Source organism: Roseivirga misakiensis (genome assembly GCF_001747105.1).
Lineage (GTDB): Bacteria > Bacteroidota > Bacteroidia > Cytophagales > Cyclobacteriaceae > Roseivirga > Roseivirga misakiensis.
Genome location: NZ_MDGQ01000005.1, coordinates 1,094,166 through 1,111,142, shown reverse-complemented (window position 1 = coordinate 1,111,142; position 16,977 = coordinate 1,094,166). Strand labels below are relative to the sequence as shown.

Genomic DNA, 16,977 nt, shown 5'->3' with positions numbered 1-16,977 from the left:
CACCTGTGTAGGTGAAATGCATTGTTCTTCAAGGTGAAGCTAATCAAAAAGGCTCTAAAATTCTCAGTATGGAAGGTTTTTGGCACCGAAACAAAGATATTTCTAGTTCGGAGACCGAGAATTAATCAAATCAAACTAGTTTTGTCCACTCTTATAAGGATCATTTAGAACTTAGACGTATTACATGTACATCAACAAAGCATCTAATTATCTCCCATCGGAAATTATTGACAATAGTTACTTCATGGATAAGAATGGTATGGATGATGCCACCATCATTCGTAAGTCAGGCATTAAAACTAGAGTTAAGGCTGGCCCGGATGAAAACACCAATACAATGGCCTTAGATGCCGTTGAGGCGGGTTTAAAAGACCTTCCTTATGATATAAAGGAAGTAGACCTGATTATTGGCGCCACTTATTCCCCGTATGATACCGTAGGCACGCTAGCGCATGTAGTGCAACAAAAATATGACATCGATAAGGCGATCGTCTTTTCAATCTCTTCAGCTTGTAGTTCATTTTTAAATGCCATGGAGATTATTGAGGGGTATTTTGCGACTGGAAAAGCCAGTAGGGCTTTGGTGGTGAATGCCGAACATAATTGGGCATTTGTCAATGAAAACGATCCCGTTTCAGCACATCTTTGGGGTGATGGCGCATCGGCAGTTTTCGTTTCGAAAGAACGAGTTTCACCTACCGACCACGAGGTATTATCTATCAATACCGAAGGTCATGCCCATATTGGCAGAGGACCAGGTGGTGTTTGTCTAAAACCTTTACATGGTGGAATTGAAATGCCAGATGGCCGTGATGTTTTCTACAACGCTATCACGTTCATGTCAGAAAAGACACAAAATATTTTAGAGGAAAACGGCTATAAAGTTGATCAGCTGGACTATTTGATCCCTCACCAAGCCAATATCAGGATCATTAATGTGATTGCCGAAACACTGAAATTCCCGATGGAAAAGGTCGTGATTAATATGGTAGAACTGGGCAATACAGGTGCCGCTAGTTCGTCTATTGGCTACTCTCAGATTTTTAAAGAGATGAAAAAGGATGAAACTGCTGTCATCACTGTTTTCGGCGGTGGCTATTCCAGTGGGGCTATGTTAGTGAAAGCCTAAACTTTCCTCCTAGCCACAAAAAAAGCCCATCCGAAAATCGGATGGGCTTTTTTCGATTTTTACAGGTTAGTGGACGTCACCCATTAATTTTCTAAGAGGTTTATTTAGGGCAAGTAGTAATAACGCGGCCCCAAACGTTGTTAATACAATCGTTAAGTATTGCGAAGGCATATTGGCCAATGCTTCTGCGTCTCCACCACTAGCTTCACCAGCAATTAAACCAGCTAAAAGGTTACCTAATGCCACAGACAGGAACCATATCCCCATCATTTGGCCACCATAACCTTTAGGCGCAAGCTTAGTAGTTAAACTCAAACCTACAGGGCTTAAACTTAATTCACCCCAAGTATGGAACAGGTAGGTGAAAATTAACCAGGTCGGTGCAGCCATATCTCCCGATGCTGCAATTTTCGCTGCGAAATACATTACAAAGAATCCTGCAGCCACACCAAACAGGCCAAAAAAGAACTTAAGAGGTGAGCTAGGTTCCATATTCTTTCTTGCCAACCAAATCCACATGGCGCCAAAGAAAGGAGCAAACAAAATTATAAAAGTAGAATTGACAGACTGGAACCATCCAGCAGGCATTTCCCAACCAAAAATTGATCGATCAGTAAATCGTTCTGCAAAAAGATTGAGTGTAGAACCTGCTTGTTCAAAGCCTGACCAGAAAACGGCACCGAAAATAAAGACAATACCCATCGCCATCACCTTCTTTTTATCAGCTTGATCTAAACCACCTAAGAATATGATATAACCTAAATAAGAGAAGGCTACGATAGCAATAACGACACCCGAAGCATTTGCAATAGCGCTTGCATTTACGTTAATAACACCCGTAAACATAAAAACTAATAACAGGCCAACAACACCCACTACAGCCGTCGTTACCTTCTTGAGCGTGCTTTGGGAGTCTTGCTCCTCAGGTGTGGTAATTACTGGCGCATTTCCTACATCAGCTAAAGTTGAAGTAGCCGTTAACTTATACTGGATAAGGCCTAAAACCATTCCAAAACCAGCAAGACCAAATCCTAAATGCCAGTTATACTCAGCGACTGAACTTGTTAAAATTGGTGCAACTAATGCTCCGATGTTGATTCCCATGTAGAATATTGAGAAACCTGCATCTCTCTTACTATCCCCTGGGGCATACAATTGCCCTACAATGGAGCTAATATTTGGTTTCAATAAACCAGTACCTATTACGATCAGAATTAAACCAAGAAAAAAGGCGTTGGTATCAAGTGCAGTGATTTCAGTTTTCTCTGCAGCATCTGAGAAAAGTTGGAGAATACCAGGAATTCCCATGGTAAAGTGTCCCAAGGCAATAATAAGACCTCCGTACCAAACAGATTTCTTTAAACCAAAAAGTCTATCAGCTAGCCAGCCACCAGGCAATGCCAAAAGGTATACTCCCATGGTGTAAAGTCCATAAATTGCTCCTGACGTTTTATCATCAAAGCCCAAACCACCGTCTGAAACAGCTGTAGCCATGAATAATATTAGCAGAGCACGCATACCATAGTAGCTAAAGCGCTCCCACATTTCTGTGAAAAACAGGGTTGCTAGCCCTCGGGGATGCCCCCAAATCATCTTCTGATCTGACATATTTAGTTTTTTCGTTTTAGAATAACCTTTGAATCTAACATGCGTCAAAACATTTTACAAATGCATTGGGTTAAATGCCTGCAAAAAGTGTTTTGCGGAACAATAAGCCCACTTGTCAAAAAAGTGTCAAAATAATGCTTTTTCAATAGGTTTATGTCGGTTTTTTAATTCCCTCTCTGTACTTTTGCAATCGTTTTCACAAAGAGCAAAAAGAATTACAATTATGCTAGAAACTGGAATAGAATCCAAGAAATCTAACCTAAGCGAAATAGGCATCAAAGATGCTAAAGTACACTGGAATTTGACTCCTGATGAATTGACCACAATATCTCTTGAAAAGGGAATGGTTCAAGAAACTAGTACGGGAGCAGTGACAGTAAATACTGGTGAGTTCACTGGCCGATCGCCTCAAGATAGATTCATAGTAAAAGATGATATTACCAAAGATGCAGTATGGTGGGGAAATATTAACATCCCATTTGAGCCTGCCAAGTTTGACGCCCTCTACGAAAGAGTAACTGAATACCTTTCAGGAAAAGAGATTTATGCACGTGATTCTTATGTCTGTGCAGACCCAAAATACAGAACTAACGTACGTGTAGTTACCGAATTCCCTTGGTCCAACATGTTCTGCTACAATATGTTCCTTAGACCAACAGAGGAAGAAATCGAGAATTTCGACCCAGAATGGACTGTAGTTTGTGCACCTAGCTTTATGGCTGTTCCGGATCGTGATGGAACTCGTCAGCACAACTTCGCTATCTTAAACTTTGGCAGAAAAATAGCCTTAGTTGGAGGTACAGGTTACACTGGAGAAATGAAAAAAGGTATTTTCTCTGCCTTGAACTTTATTCTACCGCATCAGAAAGACACTTTAGCGATGCATTGTTCTGCCAATGTGGGCGAAAAAGGTGATACTGCTATATTTTTCGGTCTTTCGGGAACTGGAAAAACAACATTATCGGCTGATCCGAACAGAAAATTGATTGGTGATGACGAGCACGGTTGGACGAGTGAAAACACAGTATTCAATTTCGAAGGTGGCTGCTACGCAAAGGTTATTGACCTGACGGAAGAAAAAGAACCAGACATCTGGAATGCCATCAAGCCAGGTGCTTTATTAGAGAACATTACGTTCAAAGGAGATTCCAACGAACCTGATTACGAAAGCGGCGAGATCACGGAAAATACACGCGTATCCTACCCTATTTATCACATCGATAATATTCAGGTACCATCTGTAGGTGAAAATCCGAAAAACATTTTCTTCTTAACATGTGATGCTTCAGGTGTCCTACCTCCGATTTCAAAACTTACTCCAGGTCAGGCTATGTTCCACTTTATTTCTGGTTATACTGCAAAAGTAGCTGGAACTGAAGCTGGTATTACAGAACCTGTGGCAGCTTTTTCTGCCTGCTTTGGCGCACCATTTATGCCATTACACCCTACAAAGTATGCCGAAATGCTTGGTGAAAAAATGCAAGCAGCCGGTGTAAATGTATGGTTAGTGAATACAGGATGGTCTGGCGGTGCTTATGGTACTGGAAGCAGAATGAAGCTGAAGTACACAAGAGCCATGATCACAGCTGCACTAGAAGGACAATTGGATGATGTATCATACACCACACACGAAGTCTTTGGCTTAGCCATGCCGAACGAGTGTCCTGATGTACCTACCGAATTGTTAAGCCCAAAAAACACTTGGGAAGACAAATCGGCTTATGATAAGGAGGCCAACAAACTAGCGGTTAAATTCAATGAAAACTTCGTGAAGTTTGAGGACTATGCCAACGAAGAAATTCTTGCCGGTAGACCCACACCTCAATAGATCACACTTTCTATATGACATAAAAAAAAGCCTATTCCGTCTGAATAGGCTTTTTTGATACAACGCCAATTGTATCTTTCGACACTACTAATGATTATCTTTATTTCTCTACCGCTTCCAAAGACTCTAAGCGATTAAGAGCAGTTTGTAATTCTCTTTTCAACAACATTTGCTTTTCTGTTGCCTGAAAACGTTGATTCCTATATTCATCTACGATTTTTGAATAAGCTGATTTCACACGCTTTACCACGTTACACACATGTTTAATGCGTGTATAAATCACCACGACGATTGTGGAAAGCAAGGCGATTAATGACCACACCAAGGCATTATAAAATCGTTTATTGAACGTAAGCCCTAAAAAGCCAATCTGTGCATTTTGAGCTTCACTGGATTCCAAACTTGATTTGATTAATTCAAGCTCATTTTTCAGAATTTTAAGTTCGGCTTGGGTCTCGACTGATGCCAATGCTAGGTTTTTAATCTGTCTTTGGTAAGCATTTATACTATCAATCATCGCCAGTTTGAACTGCTGAAGTTTAGAAGTTTTGATGACCTTATACTCCTGATAGCTTTCAGCATCATTCATAATTTCCGTTAAAGTAAATCTTAGTGATGGCTCGTTAATTTCCTGAGCGCTAATAGATAAGCTTGTACTAAGTAAGAGTATGTATACCCAGAGTCCTGTGCGGAGTTTAGGTTGTTTCATAATGTCTGATTTAGGTGAAATCATTTTCAATTTAAACAATGAATTTCGGTTCAGACGCATTCTGGTGTACATAGCATTTTTCTGATAGCGTCGCTCAAAAAATTGAATTGAAAAATTCTTGCCCCCACTAAAAATTGACGATTTCAAGTTTTACTTTAGATATTCTACTAGTCTGAATCTCGCATTCATCCATGCGTGCACTTGTCTGCTAAATCAAGCAGTTCGTCTAAGAAAGCCTGACCTCAAGACCATTCGAAAAATCACACTATGAATTTGACGTATTTACGCCTATCTTAAATTGAAATCATCAATTCCATTATGGCATCATACAACATAAAAATCAATGGTCAACAAAAAACGGTTGACGCAGATCCAGATACTCCTATGCTATGGGTACTGAGAGATAAATTAGATATGAAAGGTACAAAGTTTGGCTGTGGCATCGGTCAGTGTGGGGCTTGTACTGTGCACCTCGACGGAAATGCCGTTAGGTCATGTCAAATACCTGTATCGGCAGTTGGAGGAAATTCGATTACTACGATTGAAGGGCTTTCAGAAAAAGGAGATCATCCATTACAAGAAGCTTGGAAAAAGCATGATGTTCCACAATGTGGCTACTGTCAGGCGGGACAAATCATGAATGCTGCTGCCTTCCTCAGTAAAAACACGAATCCTACCTATCAAGAAATTCAAGACGCTACAAATGGTAATTTATGCCGATGTGGCACTTATAATAAAATTAAAGCAGCCATCGCTACAGCGGCTGAGCAACTCTAACCTTAAATGATTTAATACGATGACGGTAATAAAAACAAAAATCGATAGAAGATCATTTTTAAAAACCTCCGCACTAGCTGGCGGTGGACTAATGATCGGCTTTGCGTGGGGCTGTAACCCTTCTAATACAGAAAAATTGCCACCAAAAGAGTGGTTTGATGTCAATGCGTTTTTATCAATCGCAGACAATGGCCAAGTAACTATTATGTCGCCAAATCCAGAGATCGGCCAAAATGTAAAGACTTCTATGCCGATGATTGTAGCGGAAGAGCTCGATATCGCTTGGGAAGATGTCATAGTAAAACAGGCTGGCCTCAACGTTAATAGTTTCACCAGACAAATTGCCGGTGGTAGCCAATCCATACGCGCTGGGTGGGCTAGTTTGAGAATGACAGGCGCCACTGCTAGACAATTGATGATTAATACAGCAGCCAAAGAATGGGATGTTGATGCCTCTACCCTAACGACGGAAGCTGGTTTTGTACTGAATGGTAGAAAAAAGTTATCCTATGGGGAACTAGCGTCTAAGGCGGTACTTGAGGAAATTCCGACTGAAGTTGAATTGAAGAAACCTCAAGACTTCAAAATCATTGGACAAAGTAAGACCAATGTAGATTTAGATGGAATTGTGCAGGGTAAGCCTCTTTTTGGTGTTGACTATATGGCCGACGGTATGGTCTATGCTGCCGTCATGAGACCACCAGCCTTTGGTACAAAATTGAAGTCTTTTGATGACACAGAAGCTAGAAAAGTAAACGGTGTGCTTGATGTTATCACCTTTGACGACAATGAGCGTGATGATCAGCGTAAAATAAGAGGTGAAAAAATAGCTATCATTGCCACCAATACTTGGGCAGCTTTTAAAGGTAAAAAAGCACTAAAAGCGAATTGGGAAAAATCGGCACCGCTAGAAAATACCAGTGGCCATGACAAGGAATTAAACCGTCTTCTTGATGTGAGCAATGACAAATCAGTGATGCGTTCGGATGGAAACGCGAAAAAAGCTTTTACCGAGGCCGATGGAACACTAGAAAGAACTTATGAAGCCCCATTCCTTCCTCACAACACATTGGAACCGATGAATTTCTTCGCCAATGTAAGTGACGACAAGGTAGAATTGGCTGGCCCTGTTCAAACCCCAGACTGGACACATAATCGTGTTGCAGGTTTATTGAAAAGGGAACCTGCCACTGTAAGCGTTGAAATGACCCGTATGGGTGGTGGCTTCGGTAGGCGACTTTATGGTGATTTTGCTTTGGAAGCCGCTGCTATCTCTGATAAAATCAGAAAACCAGTGAAAGTTCAGTTTTCAAGAGAAGATGATATGACTGCTGGAATCTATAGACCTGCTTCAAAGTATAAATTTCGAGCAGCCTATAAGAATGGCAAAGTAACTGGCTATCATTTAACTGGTGCTGGCATACAAATGGGGAAATCTACGAGAGAGAACTGGTTCCCTGCTGGTGGAATTGAGAACTACAAAGTAGAATCACATAACGTTACTAGTAATATTACCACGGGAGCATGGCGTGCTCCGATCACTAACTTTTTAGCCATTGCAGAACAGAGTTTCTTCGATGAATTAGCCAAAGAGATGAATGTTGATGCTGTTCAAGTCAGACTGGACATTTTGGAAAGAGCAAAAAATAACCCAGTCGGTAAAGTAGACTATGAGCCTGAAAAAATGATCGGTGTCATCAAGCTAGCGGCAGAAAAAGGCAATTGGAGCAATCCAGAGGCTGGTGTAAGTAAGGGGTTCAGCTGCTATTACTCGCACAACACTTATGTTGCGGAAGTTGCAGATGTTAAGACTGTGAATGGGCAACCTAAGATCACAAACATGACTGTAGCTGTCGACTGTGGGATCATTATAAATCCTGAGGCGGCCATAAACCAAATTCAAGGTGGAGTAGTCGATGGTATTGGACATGCTATGTATGGGGATTTCGCTTTTGTAGATGGTGCTCCACAGGCGAGTAACTTCGATAAATTCCGATTGATTAGAACCTCAGAAGCGCCAACTGTTGATGTGCATTTTGTAGAAAGTCTGAACGACCCGACTGGTTTAGGTGAGCCGTCGCTGCCTCCGGCTGGTGGGGCTTTGGCCAATGCTATTGCTGCAGCAACCGGCAGAAGGGTATACAAAATTCCATTTACGAAACAGGATATAGCCATGGGTTAGACCATGATTTAATATGACACTAAGGGAGCTTTTATCAGCTCCCTTTTTTATTACCTCTAGCGCAATTAACTCCTAAATTTCAGCCGCATCCTGACGAATATCTCTTTGGGCGAAATAGTAAAAGAATCGGTAAATTGAAGCCAAGAAAAATCCGATCGTCTATGCCTGTATCAGATCTAGAAACCGTAAAAAAACAATTCGAATACTATAAATCACTTGGAGAGAAAACATTTGCCCAATTAAAAGATGAAGATCTATTCTACGAGCATAATGAACATAGCAATTCAATTGCCGTGACCGTCAATCACTTATCAGGGAATATGTTATCGCGGTGGACCAATTTCCTCACCACTGACGGTGAAAAAGAGTGGAGAAATAGAGATCGAGAGTTTGAATCCATAATAAAGGATAGAGAACAGCTATTAGAGGCATGGAATAAAGGGTGGGATTGTGTTTTTACTGCTTTAGATAGCGTAAACGAGGCCAATTACGACACCACTGTTTACATTAGAAACCAGGCCCATAGTATTATGGATGCCGCTTTAAGACAATTGGCGCATTATGCATATCACATTGGCCAGATTGTTTATGTCGGGAGAATGTTAACGGAAGACTGGAGTAGCCTGAGTATACCCAAAGGGGGATCAGCCGGTTTCAATCAAACAAAATTCTCAAAGGGCAAACACGGTGGCCACTTTACCGATGACATTAAATAAGGACTAATCGATAACCAACCAAGTGTTTATCCAATTTGCCGAACTCTTAAGAACAATCTTGTAGGTTCCAGGTGGTAAGCTCATCTTTTTAGAAAAGCTCATTAAAGAAGATTTTACATTTCCAATTGACCTATAAGTGTCCGTGCCACCTTTGGCAAAGTTATTTGTATCGGTAATGAGAATTTCTAATTCTTTAGCGCCATAATTAATCCAGCCAAGGTCTAAACGTCCGTCGGAATATGTTGCCTTTAAATCCGATATGGCTACTCTATTTAAAAGTGAAACACCATCAATTTCCATTCTAAGTTCTTCTGATGGTGCGATATCCATATGAGCAAGTATGCTTGGCATAATATCTACGATGGCAGGATTATTTTGGAATTTAGGATTAATATTTTTTTGGTTAGTGGTAATCCAAGTGGTTCTTTCTCTTGCGGATTGACCGCCATGCCCCATTCCATCTTTCGCTGTTCTACCATGATCTGTTGTGATTATAATCATCCAATCTTCCTGATGTTGGCTTTCTCGATACTTTATGGCTTGCCAAATCCGTCCTACTTGGACATCAGCTTTTTTAACAGCGTCGGTCATTTCAGGGCCGTCTCCAAATTTATGGCCGATGTCATCGGGGAACTCCAAATACACCCAAGACAAATCCGGTGCCTCTGATTTAATATAACGAGCTGCCTCTTTCGAAACATGCTCATCGATATTGTAGATAAACTTACGATCGGTTTTATGTGGAAAGGCAATCGTATCTAATTCAAAACCATCAAAAGAATAATCAAATTTGAATCCATCAGTAGCTGGTAGTGACTCTCCGACGAGCTTGGTTCTATTATCCAACCAAGTCGAAAATATCGCTACTTTCTTTTTAGGATTAGCTTGTTTTACAATTCTAAAGACGTTCCAGTAATTATAATTCGGTGCTTTAACTCCGTTTCCCCAGACATTATGTTTATTGGCCCAAACACCTGTAATCATATTCATATAACCTGGTGCTGAAATAGTGGGTGTTTGAGAATATGCACCTTTTTTTCCTCCAACATAAGCTCTTGTATAACCGCCTAGAGTGGCTATAGCATCTAATGAAGGTGTTTCAACGCTTTCGATAACATCGGCTGGTATACCATCTAAAAGGATGAGCATAACCTTTTTTTCTTGCGCTTGAGCTACTTGAAAAATGAATGAAAAGGCTAATAGGATGAACAGAGGTTTCTTCATTTCAAATGAATTTGCCTACCAAAGTTACGTGTTTATCCAAATAGTGCTCCCGCGATGGTTGCGGTCATCATGGTGGCTAATGTGGCTGCCATTAATGCCTTGACGCCTAGTTTGGAGAGGTCTCCCTGTCTGCTCGGAGCCATTCCTCCGATACCACCTATTTGAATAGCGATTGATGAGAAATTGGCGAAACCACAAAGGGCATAAGTCGAAATAACAATAGCTTTTTGACTTAGAACACCTGCTTCTTTCATTTCCGCCAAGCTCAAATAAGCTACAAATTCATTAATCACCGTTTTCTGACCGATTAAACTTCCAACTTGAAGTGTTTCCGACCACTCAACGCCCATAGCAAAGGCAAAAAGCCTGAATACTTGGCCCAATATGTACTGTAGGCTAAAGCCATCAAATACGCCATCGGTACTCTGCACTACATATGTATTTAATCCTGTCCACTCTCCTATCCCATCCACCAACATCCAGTTTAAGGCATAGATAACGGCAATAAAAGCCAAAAGCATAGCACCAATATTGGCGGCTAACTTAATACCATCACTTGCTCCACCAGCCAGCGCATCGATAACGTTCGTACCAATTTGATCTTTGGTGACTTTTAATTCTTTGAGGACCTCTTCTTGCTCTGGAAGAAAAATTTTAGCCATTAAAATAGCTGCAGGTGCATTCATTATAGAGGCACTTAATAAATAGGTAGCAAATTGTGCTTGCTGCTCAGGGTCTCCACCACCTAAAAACGCTACATAAGCCCCTAAAACGGATCCTGCAATAGTGGCCATTCCACCAGTCATTAAGCAAAGCAGTTCTGACTTTGTCATCCCTTTGATAAAAGGTTTGACCAGGAGTGGTGCTTCTGTTTGTCCCAGAAACACATTGCCAGCTGCGGACATTGATTCCGCTCCAGATAAGCGCATGGTCTTGGCCATAATCCAGGCAAACACATAAACGATCTTCTGTAGTATTCCTAAATAGTAGAGTCCTGCCGTAACAGCCGAAAAGAAAATAACGGTTGGTAAGGCTTGAAAAACGAATAAAAAGCCTAAGCTATGCTTTACCCCAGACTGTGCATCACTATTATAGGCAAGGTCACCATATAAAAACTCAGCACCATTCAAGGCAAACCCCAGAAACTGAACAAATCCTTCGCTCATACCCCTGAACATGGTCTGTACAAAGGGAACGTAAGCGATTAAGACAGCAATTATTAACTGAAGTAAAATACCTACTCCAACGAGCCGCCAGCTTATAGCTTTCTTATTTCCAGAAAGCAGATAGGCTATACCCACAAGCACTAATAGACCAATAATTGCTCTTATGATATCCATTTTCTTTTGGGCATAAAAAAGCCTTTGTCCTTAGTAGAACAAAGGCGTTTATATTATCAACTTCTTTTATTTATCTCGTCTCTAATTTTAGCAGCCTTCTCATAATCTTCTCCACTAAGTGCTGCATCCAGCATTTCGTTGAGTTTATCCAATGAGAAATCCTGTAGTCGATCGCCTGATTTTGAAACTGCCAACGGTTCCTCTGCCTCTTCTTCCAACAGTTCTTCTTCATCGGTGAGAATAATCCCAGCCTCTGAAAGCACTTGTTCGTATGTGTAGAAAGGAACGTCAAAGCGTATACCGATCGCTATCGCATCCGACGGTCTGGCATCTATTTCAATGGTTTTAACGCCATCAGTGCAAACTACTTTAGCAAAGAAAACACCTTCTTTGAGGTCGGAAATGATAATCTCCGTTACATTAAAATTGAAACCGTGAGCAAATGACTTAAACAAGTCATGAGTCATCGGACGATTAGGGGTAATCTTTTCAATTTCCAAGGCTATCGCCTGGGCCTCGAACATTCCGATAATAATCGGTAATCTTCTTTCCCCCTCTTCTTCTCCCAGCACCAACGCAAAAGAGCCAGTCGTTTGAGATTGGCTCGAAGAAAGCCCAAGGATTTCAATCTTTACCTTATTCAATGCTAAAAAATCTAAGCTAATGCTGCTTTGAGCGCCTCATTTAATTTTGGTAATACTTCAAAAGCATCTCCAACTATGCCATAATCAGCGGCTTTAAAGAATGGAGCTTCTTCATCTTTATTAATTACCACAATATACTTAGAAGAATTGACACCCGCCAAGTGCTGGATGGCACCTGAGATACCAACGGCCACATATAGTGTAGGACTTACCTTAACACCTGTTTGCCCAACGTGCTCGTGGTGAGGTCTCCAATCCATATCAGAAACTGGCTTAGAGCATCCTGTTGCTGCTCCTAATGTTTTAGCTAAATCTTCGATCACGCCCCAGTTTTCAGGCCCTTTAAGCCCTCTACCACCTGAAACTACTATATCAGCTTCTGGCAATAACACATCACCTTCTGCTTTTTCAGTTGAGGTAATGGTAGCACCAAAGAGTGAATCATCTAGTGTCACGCTAAGAGCTTCTACACTTGCCGCAGCTCCGTCAGTTTTAACTTCGATAGCGTTCTTTTTGATCGCTAAGACTTTCTTATCTGTAGTAAGGTTCACGTTGGCGAATGCCTTACCTGTATAAATACTTCTTTTTACTTGAAAACCATTGCTTGTATCTGGCAAAGCAACAACATTTGAAACTAATGAAGCGCCTAATTTAATGGCTACTCTACCGACAACTGCATCAGCAAGCGATGACTTAGCGGTAACAATGATTTCCGAACCAGTAGCATTTGCTGCAGCAGCGATAGCTTCAGCATAAGGCTGAATCAAACTGGCGTTTAAACGCTCATCTGATACATGCAGTACTTTTGACGCACCGTTCTCCCCTGCTGTTGCTAATTCGTCTTGGCTAACAGTACCAAGTGCTAAAGCTGTTACATCACCTAAAGCCGCACCATATGAAATAGCCTCTCTAGCCGACTTTTTTATTTTACCTTCTTCGGTTTCTATAAATACTAAAACAGACATATTTCTTAGATTACTTTCGCTTCGTTCTTTAATAAATCTACAAGTTCACCAACATTATCGGCGTCAATCATTTTGACAGCACCTTTTTCAGCAGGTAGCTCATAGGCTGCCATTTCACTGTGGGTAGCATTATCTGTTGGTTCTACAACGTTAAGTGGCTTTGTCCTAGCAGACATAATTCCCCTCATGTTCGGGATTTTCCACTCAGCGATCGGCTCTTGACAGCCTGCAACAAAAGGAAGTGAAACTTCTAATTTCTCTTTACCCCCTTCTATTTCTCTAGTAATCTTAGCTGAATTACCTTCAACTTCTAATTGCATAACTGGTGAGAATGATGGTAAACCTAGCAATTCGCCAACCATACCGTGTACCATACCACCATTGAAATCGATAGATTCTCTACCCATCAAAATCAAATCGTATCCACCATCCTTTGCAATTGCGGCAATTTGGTTTGCCACAAAATAAGAATCAGATGGGAAGGCATTCACTCTGATAGCTTCGTCTGCTCCGATAGCTAATGCCTTTCTGATAGTCGGATCACTATCTGCTTCGCCTACATTTAAAACTGTAATTTTTCCTCCGTTCTGCTCTTTCAACTCTACAGCTCTTGCCAAAGCATAATCATCATAAGGACCTATGATAAATTGAACACCATTCTTATCGAATTCGGTGTTATCGTTGGTAAATGCTATTCGTGAAGTAGTGTCAGGAACATGTGTGATACAAACTAATATGTTCATGCTTACTTATTGGTTTTGATAATTATTTCCTCTTTAACTATTTGCAAGTCGATCAGGTTTAGATTTGACAATATAAAACCCGAAATTGACTTAAATCTAACAGCGGTGATGCCTAAATTTGCCCGAAGATAGCCAATAATCAAGTAAATAAAAACGAACTCGGCCGAATGAATGAAGCCCGAATTGACTTACTAAAAAAGTACATTGAAGAAGATCCAACTGATCCGTTTAATTACTATGGTTTGGCTTGCGAATATGTTCAAACTAAACCCGAAGAAGCGCTAAGAATTTTCAAAACTCTTTTGAAGGATTACGCTGAATACCTTCCTACTTATTATCAAACTGGGCAGCTGCTTGAAGCATATGAATTAGAAGATGAAGCACTTGAAGTTTATGCACAAGGTATGATACTGGCCAAAACTCAAGGAAATAACAAAACCTTTCAGGAACTCAATTCAGTCCATCAGAATTTACTTTTTGAGATGGAGTAGGATGGGATAAAATTCTAAATTGATATTTGAAAAGGCATTAAGAGACATGTTAAAACATCAAATCACAATTCTTCTTCTTCTGTACCCATTCGCAACGCTCGCCCAATCAGACACGACCTTCTATTCAAGTTCAGGTGGTAAGATTGGACCAAATAGCACAGCTAAAGTGGCTTATTATGAACTTAATGCTGGCTTCGATAGAAATGGGTTAATTAAACAGTATTACCCAGATCATTCACTCTATGGAGAGGTTTATTACTTTAACAACCGTTCGAATGGAACGCATAAGAAATATTATAAAAATGGGCAGATCAAAGAACAAAGAGGGCTTGGTGAAGGGGAAAACGAAAGCTTAATCACCAGGTGGTATCAAAATGGTCAGAAGAGATCAGAGAATATATACACTTATCAAGAAGGTGAAAGAATCACAAGGCGTACAACGAGCGGTGGTTCGTTCGTTGATTTACTTATTAATTCTTGGGATTCATTGGGCAATCAGCAAGTAAAAGATGGTTCAGGAATCTTTAACGCCACTATTTTCAAAAACTCTAATTATTTGGAAAGAGGTGAATACGTTGATGGAAAAAAAGTTGGGCTCTGGACGGGCATAAAGGTCAACAAACTTGACTATGAAGAAAACTATAACCGAAATGGTGAACTGGTATCAGGAAAAAGTTATGACAACGGTGGCGCCGTTTTCACATACAATACGCTAGAAACACCTGCGGCCTATCCCGATGGCGAAAAGAAATGGGCCAGATTTTTGCAAAAGAACTTGAAGTACCCCAAGATAGCCAGACGAAATAAAATAGAAGGCAGTGTTGTTCTCAGTTTTGTCGTCGACCAAACTGGTCAAATATTAGATATTCAAGTCATGTCTGGTATTGGAAGTGGATGTGATGAAGAAGCTATGCGTGTTCTCAAACTTTCCAAGAAATGGTTACCAGCTATTCAGAGAGGACGGAAAGTCAAAAGCAGCATGATGTTAAGATTAGATTTTAGGATGAGATAGTCAAGGAAGTAATTACCCAAAACATTGTGCTTGAAAAACACTACCAAACTCGAGTAGACCTAGGCCAAACTTTTTTAAACTATCTGGGTTAAAATTTTCGTAGATGACTTTAATTAAAAACTAATCTATAGTACTGCTTCGACCCACTCGAATATCAATTAGAAAATGGAAAGGATTAACCGCTTAATGACCAATATATGCTCTGAAAGCTTATCAGAGAGTAAAGATTTCTATGTGAGCCTTTTTGATTTTAACGTAGACTACGATAGCGACTGGTTCGTACATCTTATTTCAAAAGACAAATCTTTAGAGCTTGGTATTATTTTGAAATCGAGTGACCTCATTCCAGAGGGGTTTCAAAAGTCACCCCAAGGCTTCTACATTACCTTTGTCGTTGAAAATGTTGATGACGTTTTTAAGGTCGCTAATTCCAATGGATATAAAATACTAAGCGAACCTCACGACACTTTCTATGGGCAACGAAGAATGCTTCTACAAGACCCTAACGGCACCTTAGTGGATGTTTCTTCACCAATTTAATCTCAACTCCAAAAGGCTTACAGTTTGGCATGACCTTAGCATGGAAAAAACATAGCACAATTGCTTTGTTTCAACCAAAAAGCTCAGTCAATGAATAAACTCCTACGCATTATCCGGAAGACCCTAGTCTTTGGTTTTGTATTGCTCTTACTCTTGGGTATTACTGGCTATGTCTATTTATACAAATTGCCAAAAGGGCCAGAAGTCACTACCCCGACTCCCATACTTGTTGGGAAAGACAACTTTGTGATGTACGCCTATCATGAAAGTAAAAGAAAGTCCATACGTGTTTGGACCTACAAACCTGAAAACTGGAAAAGCGGAGATAAAATTGTCTTTGTAATGCATGGTGGTGGCAGAAATGCGGATGATTACCTTGAAGCTTGGGTAAAAGCAGCTGAGGACAATAATCTACTCATTGTGGCTCCAGCATTTGAAAGCAAGTTTGCCAAATACACTACTAACGATTATCAGGAAGGTAATCTTTTCACCTTTTTTGGTACCAAAAACCCCAAACAGGAATGGGCTTTTACCGTCATAGAAAACATATTCGACCACGTCAAATCGGTTAATGACATAACCAATAGTACTTATGATATCTTCGGACATTCTGCGGGTGGACAATTTGTTCATCGGATGATAATGCTCATGCCGGATGCTCGCATTGAAACTGCCATAGCCGCCAATGCTGGATTCTATACTTTCCCAAACAATACCATCAGGTATCCTTATGGGATTTCGCATACGAACAGTAATACTGATTTACAAATCGCCTATCAAAAGAGGCTGATCATCCTCTTGGGAGAATTGGACAATGACCCCAGTCTAGGGACTTTCAGAACTACGGATTTGGCAATGCAACAAGGTGGTCATAGGTTAGAACGGGGTTCCAATTTTTATGAAGCCAATGCTCAGTTGAGTAGCTCAAATAACTGGACGTTTAACTGGGAAATTGACACTGTTAAAAATGTTGGCCATGATTACCGAAATATGTCGAAGGTGGCTATCAAGTGGCTAGAAGAAAACCCTTAAGCCCTCTTTGACTGTTACAAAAAAGCCACTCCGAATT

The 16,977-nt window shown here is 40.6% G+C and carries 16 protein-coding genes; 9 read left to right on the top strand and 7 right to left on the bottom strand.

Annotation, left to right across the window (positions count from 1 at the left end; all coding sequences use genetic code 11):
• Nucleotides 1–184: 184 nt before the first annotated feature.
• Nucleotides 185–1,129, top strand: coding sequence for a 3-oxoacyl-ACP synthase III family protein (locus tag BFP71_RS12530; RefSeq protein ID WP_069835806.1), 945 nt, complete (start codon nucleotides 185–187; stop codon nucleotides 1,127–1,129).
• A 66-nt stretch (nucleotides 1,130–1,195) separates the two neighbouring features.
• Here the strand turns inward: BFP71_RS12530 and BFP71_RS12525 are convergent, their stop codons facing one another.
• Nucleotides 1,196–2,737, bottom strand: coding sequence for a peptide MFS transporter (locus BFP71_RS12525; protein ID WP_069837066.1), 1,542 nt, complete (start codon nucleotides 2,735–2,737; stop codon nucleotides 1,196–1,198).
• A gap of 223 nt (nucleotides 2,738–2,960) precedes the next feature.
• Between BFP71_RS12525 and pckA the strand changes: the two genes are divergently transcribed.
• Nucleotides 2,961–4,565, top strand: a complete 1,605-nt coding sequence (gene pckA / locus BFP71_RS12520) for a phosphoenolpyruvate carboxykinase (ATP) (protein ID WP_069835805.1) — start codon at nucleotides 2,961–2,963, stop codon at nucleotides 4,563–4,565.
• A 100-nt stretch (nucleotides 4,566–4,665) separates the two neighbouring features.
• Here pckA and BFP71_RS12515 read toward each other — a convergent pair whose 3' ends face one another.
• Nucleotides 4,666–5,274 (bottom strand): hypothetical protein, encoded by a 609-nt coding sequence (locus BFP71_RS12515; RefSeq protein ID WP_141719752.1) that lies wholly within the window; start codon nucleotides 5,272–5,274, stop codon nucleotides 4,666–4,668.
• A 318-nt stretch (nucleotides 5,275–5,592) separates the two neighbouring features.
• Here BFP71_RS12515 and BFP71_RS12510 point away from each other — a divergent pair, with 318 nt between their 5' ends.
• From BFP71_RS12510 to BFP71_RS12500, 3 genes are all read left to right on the top strand, one after another.
• Entirely contained in the window at nucleotides 5,593–6,051 is a 459-nt protein-coding gene (locus BFP71_RS12510) for a (2Fe-2S)-binding protein (RefSeq protein WP_069835803.1), read from the top strand.
• A 19-nt stretch (nucleotides 6,052–6,070) separates the two neighbouring features.
• Nucleotides 6,071–8,233, top strand: a complete 2,163-nt coding sequence (locus BFP71_RS12505; protein WP_069835802.1) for a xanthine dehydrogenase family protein molybdopterin-binding subunit — start codon at nucleotides 6,071–6,073, stop codon at nucleotides 8,231–8,233.
• Between the two features lie 161 nt (nucleotides 8,234–8,394).
• Nucleotides 8,395–8,949, top strand: a complete 555-nt coding sequence (locus BFP71_RS12500; RefSeq protein WP_069835801.1) for a DUF1572 family protein — start codon at nucleotides 8,395–8,397, stop codon at nucleotides 8,947–8,949.
• A 3-nt stretch (nucleotides 8,950–8,952) separates the two neighbouring features.
• On the opposite strand, the gene BFP71_RS12495 is transcribed toward BFP71_RS12500, so the two are convergent.
• Genes BFP71_RS12495 through BFP71_RS12475 form a run of 5 tightly spaced genes read right to left on the bottom strand, consistent with a single transcriptional unit; the run spans nucleotide 8,953 to nucleotide 13,865 of the window.
• Nucleotides 8,953–10,173, bottom strand: coding sequence for an alkaline phosphatase family protein (locus BFP71_RS12495; protein WP_069835800.1), 1,221 nt, complete (start codon nucleotides 10,171–10,173; stop codon nucleotides 8,953–8,955).
• A 32-nt stretch (nucleotides 10,174–10,205) separates the two neighbouring features.
• Nucleotides 10,206–11,513: a NupC/NupG family nucleoside CNT transporter gene (locus tag BFP71_RS12490; RefSeq protein ID WP_069835799.1), complete on the bottom strand. Its 1,308-nt coding sequence runs from the start codon at nucleotides 11,511–11,513 to the stop codon at nucleotides 10,206–10,208.
• Between the two features lie 56 nt (nucleotides 11,514–11,569).
• Nucleotides 11,570–12,157 carry a bifunctional nuclease family protein gene (locus BFP71_RS12485; protein WP_069835798.1) on the bottom strand — a complete coding sequence of 196 codons (588 nt, stop codon included), beginning with the start codon at nucleotides 12,155–12,157 and terminating at the stop codon, nucleotides 11,570–11,572.
• An 11-nt stretch (nucleotides 12,158–12,168) separates the two neighbouring features.
• Nucleotides 12,169–13,122, bottom strand: coding sequence for an electron transfer flavoprotein subunit alpha/FixB family protein (locus tag BFP71_RS12480; RefSeq protein WP_069835797.1), 954 nt, complete (start codon nucleotides 13,120–13,122; stop codon nucleotides 12,169–12,171).
• A 5-nt stretch (nucleotides 13,123–13,127) separates the two neighbouring features.
• Complete coding sequence (locus BFP71_RS12475; RefSeq protein ID WP_069835796.1) at nucleotides 13,128–13,865, bottom strand: electron transfer flavoprotein subunit beta/FixA family protein; 738 nt, start codon at nucleotides 13,863–13,865, stop codon at nucleotides 13,128–13,130.
• A 167-nt stretch (nucleotides 13,866–14,032) separates the two neighbouring features.
• On the opposite strand from BFP71_RS12475, the gene BFP71_RS12470 reads away from it, so the two are divergent.
• The 4 genes from BFP71_RS12470 (at nucleotide 14,033) to BFP71_RS12455 (ending at nucleotide 16,940) form a co-directional block, all read left to right on the top strand.
• Nucleotides 14,033–14,356 carry a tetratricopeptide repeat protein gene (locus BFP71_RS12470; protein ID WP_069835795.1) on the top strand — a complete coding sequence of 108 codons (324 nt, stop codon included), beginning with the start codon at nucleotides 14,033–14,035 and terminating at the stop codon, nucleotides 14,354–14,356.
• Nucleotides 14,357–14,375: 19 nt separating this feature from the next.
• A complete protein-coding gene (locus BFP71_RS12465; protein WP_176723362.1) occupies nucleotides 14,376–15,368 on the top strand; it encodes an energy transducer TonB in 993 nt (330 codons plus the stop codon).
• A gap of 165 nt (nucleotides 15,369–15,533) precedes the next feature.
• Nucleotides 15,534–15,908 (top strand): VOC family protein, encoded by a 375-nt coding sequence (locus tag BFP71_RS12460; protein ID WP_069835793.1) that lies wholly within the window; start codon nucleotides 15,534–15,536, stop codon nucleotides 15,906–15,908.
• Nucleotides 15,909–15,998: 90 nt separating this feature from the next.
• Nucleotides 15,999–16,940, top strand: a complete 942-nt coding sequence (locus tag BFP71_RS12455) for a hypothetical protein (RefSeq protein WP_069835792.1) — start codon at nucleotides 15,999–16,001, stop codon at nucleotides 16,938–16,940.
• Nucleotides 16,941–16,977: the final 37 nt, after the last annotated feature.